Origin of the sequence: Stenotrophomonas ginsengisoli (assembly GCF_001431485.1) — a bacterium.
GTDB classification, from domain to species: Bacteria; Pseudomonadota; Gammaproteobacteria; order Xanthomonadales; family Xanthomonadaceae; genus Stenotrophomonas; species Stenotrophomonas ginsengisoli.
Window position 1 is genome coordinate 1 of record NZ_LDJM01000040.1, and the last position, 5,686, is coordinate 5,686.

Here is a 5,686-nt window from a genome sequence, read left to right on the forward strand (position 1 = left end):
TCCTCTCCCCGTAGGCGGCACGTGCGGCTGGGCAGCGTGGTTTCGCTCTTCGAGTTCGGGATGGGGTCGGGTGGTTCCACAGCGCTGTGATCGCCAGAAAGCGTTGTCTGTCAGCGCGAGGCGCCAGGACAGCGAATCTGGTCAGCTGCGCAATCTTGCGATTGCAGTGCTTACATAAAAAGGAAAACCCCGCTGACGTATCAGCGGGGTTTTCGGGTAAAAATCCTGGCGATGACCTACTCTCTCACCGCTTAGGCGGCAATACCATCGGCGCAGCTGCGTTTCACTTCCGAGTTCGGGATGGGATCGGGTGGTTCCACAGCGCTAATTTCACCAGGAAGACGTTGGAGCGTCGCCATCCAAAAAAGCCGGATAAGGCGCTCAGTCTCGCTTGGGGTCTTGTGACGTAGCGTGCACTTGGATGCACATTCGACGTTGTCGTATGGCCAAGGCAACTTGAGGTTATATGGTCAAGCCTCACGGATCATTAGTATCAGTTAGCTCAATGCATTGCTGCACTTACACACCTGACCTATCAACCACATAGTCTATATGGTTCCTTCAGGGGGCTTGTGCCCCGGGAAGTCTCATCTTGAGGCGCGCTTCCCGCTTAGATGCTTTCAGCGGTTATCGCTTCCGAACATAGCTACCCGGCAATGCCACTGGCGTGACAACCGGAACACCAGAGGTTCGTCCACTCCGGTCCTCTCGTACTAGGAGCAGCCCCTCTCAAACTTCCAACGCCCATGGCAGATAGGGACCGAACTGTCTCACGACGTTCTGAACCCAGCTCGCGTACCACTTTAAATGGCGAACAGCCATACCCTTGGGACCGACTACAGCCCCAGGATGTGATGAGCCGACATCGAGGTGCCAAACACCGCCGTCGATATGAACTCTTGGGCGGTATCAGCCTGTTATCCCCGGAGTACCTTTTATCCGTTGAGCGATGGCCCTTCCATACAGAACCACCGGATCACTAAGTCCTAGTTTCCTACCTGCTTGATCCGTCGATCTTGCAGTCAAGCACGCTTATGCCTTTGCACACAGTGCGCGATGTCCGACCGCGCTGAGCGTACCTTCGAGCTCCTCCGTTACTCTTTAGGAGGAGACCGCCCCAGTCAAACTACCCACCATACACGGTCCTGGATCCGGATAACGGACCTCAGTTAGAACGTCAAGCACGACAGGGTGGTATTTCAAGGATGGCTCCACTGCAGCTGGCGCCACAGTTTCATAGCCTCCCACCTATCCTACACAGACGAACTCAACGTTCAGTGTAAAGCTATAGTAAAGGTTCACGGGGTCTTTCCGTCTTGCCACGGGAACGCTGCATCTTCACAGCGATTTCAATTTCACTGAGTCTCGGGTGGAGACAGCGCCGCTGTCGTTACGCCATTCGTGCAGGTCGGAACTTACCCGACAAGGAATTTCGCTACCTTAGGACCGTTATAGTTACGGCCGCCGTTTACTGGGGCTTCGATCAAGAGCTTCGCCTTGCGGCTGACCCCATCAATTAACCTTCCAGCACCGGGCAGGCGTCACACCCTATACGTCCACTTTCGTGTTTGCAGAGTGCTGTGTTTTTGATAAACAGTCGCAGCGGCCTGGTCACTTCGACCACCACCAGCTTATGTACGCATGTACCACCGGTAATGGTGCACCTTCTCCCGAAGTTACGGTGCCATGTTGCCTAGTTCCTTCACCCGAGTTCTCTCAAGCGCCTGAGAATTCTCATCCTACCCACCTGTGTCGGTTTACGGTACGGTCTGCGTAAGCTGAAGCTTAGGAGCTTTTCCTGGAAGCGTGGTATCAGTGACTCTGCCAAATGGCTCGTCTCGGTGCTCGGTCTTGAAGGATCCCGGATTTGCCAAAGATCCAAACCTACCGCCTTTCCCCAGGACAACCAACGCCTGGTACACCTAACCTTCTCCGTCCCTCCATCGCACTTACGCGAGGTGCAGGAATATTAACCTGCTTCCCATCGACTACGCATTTCTGCCTCGCCTTAGGGGCCGACTCACCCTGCGCCGATTAACGTTGCGCAAGGAAACCTTGGGCTTTCGGCGTGCGGGTTTTTCACCCGCATTATCGTTACTCATGTCAGCATTCGCACTTCCGATACCTCCAGCAGACTTCTCAATCCACCTTCAACGGCTTACGGAACGCTCCTCTACCGCGCATCACAAAGTGATGCACCCCAAGCTTCGGTTCAGTGCTTTAGCCCCGTTAAATCTTCCCCGCAGACCGACTCGACCAGTGAGCTATTACGCTTTCTTTAAAGGGTGGCTGCTTCTAAGCCAACCTCCTGGCTGTCTGTGCCTTTCCACATGGTTTTCCACTTAGCACTGAATTTGGGACCTTAGCTGTGGGTCTGGGTTGTTTCCCTTTTCACGACGGACGTTAGCACCCGCCGTGTGTCTCCCATACAGTCCGTCTTGGTATTCGGAGTTTGCAATGGTTTGGTAAGTCGCGATGACCCCCTAGCCATAACAGTGCTCTACCCCCAAGAGGATACATATGAGGCGCTACCTAAATAGCTTTCGAGGAGAACCAGCTATCTCCGGGTTCGATTAGCTTTTCACTCCTAATCACACCTCATCCCCTACCTTTGCAACGGGAGTGGGTTCGGGCCTCCAGTGCGTGTTACCGCACCTTCACCCTGGGCATGACTAGATCACCCGGTTTCGGGTCTACTGCCCGCGACTATGCGCCCTTATCAGACTCGGTTTCCCTTCGCCTCCCCTATACGGTTAAGCTTGCCACGAACAGTAAGTCGCTGACCCATTATACAAAAGGTACGCAGTCACTCTTTCGAGCTCCTACTGCTTGTACGCACACGGTTTCAGGTTCTATTTCACTCCCCTCTCCGGGGTTCTTTTCGCCTTTCCCTCACGGTACTGGTTCACTATCGGTCGGTCAGTAGTATTTAGCCTTGGAGGATGGTCCCCCCATGTTCAGACAGGGTTTCACGTGCCCCGCCCTACTCGATTTCACTGGAATGGTCCTTTCAAATACCGGGCTATCACCGTCTATGGCCAGTCTTTCCAGACTGTTCTTCTAAAACCAAACCAGCTTAAGGGCTGTTCCCCGTTCGCTCGTCGCTACTCAGGGAATCTCGGTTGATTTCTTTTCCTCTGGTTACTTAGATATTTCAGTTCACCAGGTTCGCTTCCAGCAGCTATGTATTCACTGCAGGATACCGCCGGAGCGGTGGGTTTCCCCATTCGGACATTACGGGATCAATGCTTGTTGCCAGCTCCCCCGCACTTTTCGCAGGCTGCCACGTCCTTCATCGCCTCTGACCGCCAAGGCATCCACCGTGTGCGCTTATTCGCTTGACCATATAACCGCAAGTTGCCTTGGGCTACATTTGATCCAGGGGTACAAAGCCTGGAAACGAATATAACGACTCAATTAATAAAGAGACTTGCGTCTCTCGCCTTAGCCTCACGACACGTCAAGATTGGACATCTCAAACGCTCGCTACGTCACAAGTTTTAAAAGAACAGATACCGGCCACAATGCCGATGTCTATAAATTCTTAGTATGCACAGTCATTCAGAGTGGTGGGTCTGGGAGGACTCGAACCACCGACCTCACCCTTATCAGGGGTGCGCTCTAACCACCTGAGCTACAGACCCAATGTTCTGTCACAGCTTAGTGGTGGAGCCTGTCGGGATCGAACCGACGACCCCCTGCTTGCAAAGCAGGTGCTCTCCCAGCTGAGCTAAGGCCCCATAAACAGGGACAACGATCAAGGCGCCGAAGGCGTCTTGAAACTCTGAATGCAGGTTGCTTGTGAGGATGTCTGCAAAGCTGTTGCTGCCTTGCTCAAAAGGAGGTGATCCAGCCGCACCTTCCGATACGGCTACCTTGTTACGACTTCACCCCAGTCATCGGCCACACCGTGGCAAGCGCCCTCCCGAAGGTTAAGCTACCTGCTTCTGGTGCAACAAACTCCCATGGTGTGACGGGCGGTGTGTACAAGGCCCGGGAACGTATTCACCGCAGCAGTGCTGATCTGCGATTACTAGCGATTCCGACTTCATGGAGTCGAGTTGCAGACTCCAATCCGGACTGAGATGGGGTTTCTGGGATTGGCTTACCGTCGCCGGCTTGCAGCCCTCTGTCCCCACCATTGTAGTACGTGTGTAGCCCTGGCCGTAAGGGCCATGATGACTTGACGTCATCCCCACCTTCCTCCGGTTTGTCACCGGCGGTCTCCTTAGAGTTCCCACCATTACGTGCTGGCAACTAAGGACAAGGGTTGCGCTCGTTGCGGGACTTAACCCAACATCTCACGACACGAGCTGACGACAGCCATGCAGCACCTGTGTCTGAGTTCCCGAAGGCACCAATCCATCTCTGGAAAGTTCTCAGCATGTCAAGGCCAGGTAAGGTTCTTCGCGTTGCATCGAATTAAACCACATACTCCACCGCTTGTGCGGGCCCCCGTCAATTCCTTTGAGTTTCAGTCTTGCGACCGTACTCCCCAGGCGGCGAACTTAACGCGTTAGCTTCGATACTGCGTGCCAAAGTGCACCCAACATCCAGTTCGCATCGTTTAGGGCGTGGACTACCAGGGTATCTAATCCTGTTTGCTCCCCACGCTTTCGTGCCTCAGTGTCAATGTTGGCCCAGGTAGCTGCCTTCGCCATGGATGTTCCTCCTGATATCTACGCATTTCACTGCTACACCAGGAATTCCGCTACCCTCTACCACATTCTAGTTAGCCAGTTTCCATCGCAGTTCCCAGGTTGAGCCCAGGGCTTTCACGACAGACTTAACAAACCACCTACGCACGCTTTACGCCCAGTAATTCCGAGTAACGCTTGCACCCTTCGTATTACCGCGGCTGCTGGCACGAAGTTAGCCGGTGCTTATTCTTTGGGTACCGTCAGAACAACCGGGTATTAACCGGCTGCTTTTCTTTCCCAACAAAAGGGCTTTACAACCCGAAGGCCTTCTTCACCCACGCGGTATGGCTGGATCAGGCTTGCGCCCATTGTCCAATATTCCCCACTGCTGCCTCCCGTAGGAGTCTGGACCGTGTCTCAGTTCCAGTGTGGCTGATCATCCTCTCAGACCAGCTACGGATCGTCGCCTTGGTGGGCCATTACCCCGCCAACTAGCTAATCCGACATCGGCTCATTTATCCGCGCCAGGCCCGAAGGTCCCCGGCTTTCACCCGTAGGTCGTATGCGGTATTAGCGTAAGTTTCCCTACGTTATCCCCCACGAAAAAGTAGATTCCGATGTATTCCTCACCCGTCCGCCACTCGTCACCCAAGGAGCAAGCTCCTCTGTGCTACCGTTCGACTTGCATGTGTTAGGCCTACCGCCAGCGTTCACTCTGAGCCAGGATCAAACTCTTCACTTAAAACTACATGTCTTAAAGACAAATATTTTTGCAGTAGAAGCTGACCTGGCAACGTATCGCTTGCTTTAAAACAATTAATATGTTGCTTGATCGGCTATCTACAAGATGGACAGTCATCCAACCTGCAGACACCCTCACAAGAAACCTGCGCATACTTTCAAAGAACTTCGGAAGTCGGCCTCAGCGCCTGTTCCGCTTCGCGTTGACTTTCGTCGTAGCGAGCCGCCCATTATCTGTCCATTATAAACATCTGAACCTGCCGAAGATACGCAGTGTGTAGATCTAGGGCTTGTCTCGATAATTA

General features: G+C 53.6%; 2 tRNA genes and 3 rRNA genes. All 5 read right to left on the reverse strand.

The window, feature by feature from the left end:
* Nucleotides 1–223: 223 nt before the first annotated feature.
* A 5S ribosomal RNA gene (gene rrf, locus ABB30_RS13525) occupies nucleotides 224–338 on the reverse strand.
* Nucleotides 339–466: 128 nt separating this feature from the next.
* Nucleotides 467–3,344: ribosomal RNA gene (locus tag ABB30_RS13530) — 23S ribosomal RNA — on the reverse strand.
* A gap of 223 nt (nucleotides 3,345–3,567) precedes the next feature.
* Nucleotides 3,568–3,644, reverse strand: a tRNA-Ile gene (locus ABB30_RS13535).
* Between the two features lie 20 nt (nucleotides 3,645–3,664).
* Nucleotides 3,665–3,740: transfer RNA gene (locus ABB30_RS13540), tRNA-Ala, on the reverse strand.
* Between the two features lie 97 nt (nucleotides 3,741–3,837).
* A 16S ribosomal RNA gene (locus ABB30_RS13545) occupies nucleotides 3,838–5,382 on the reverse strand.
* Together the 16S, 23S and 5S rRNA genes with 2 tRNA genes alongside form the textbook arrangement of a ribosomal RNA operon.
* Between the last annotated feature and the right edge of the window lie 304 nt (nucleotides 5,383–5,686).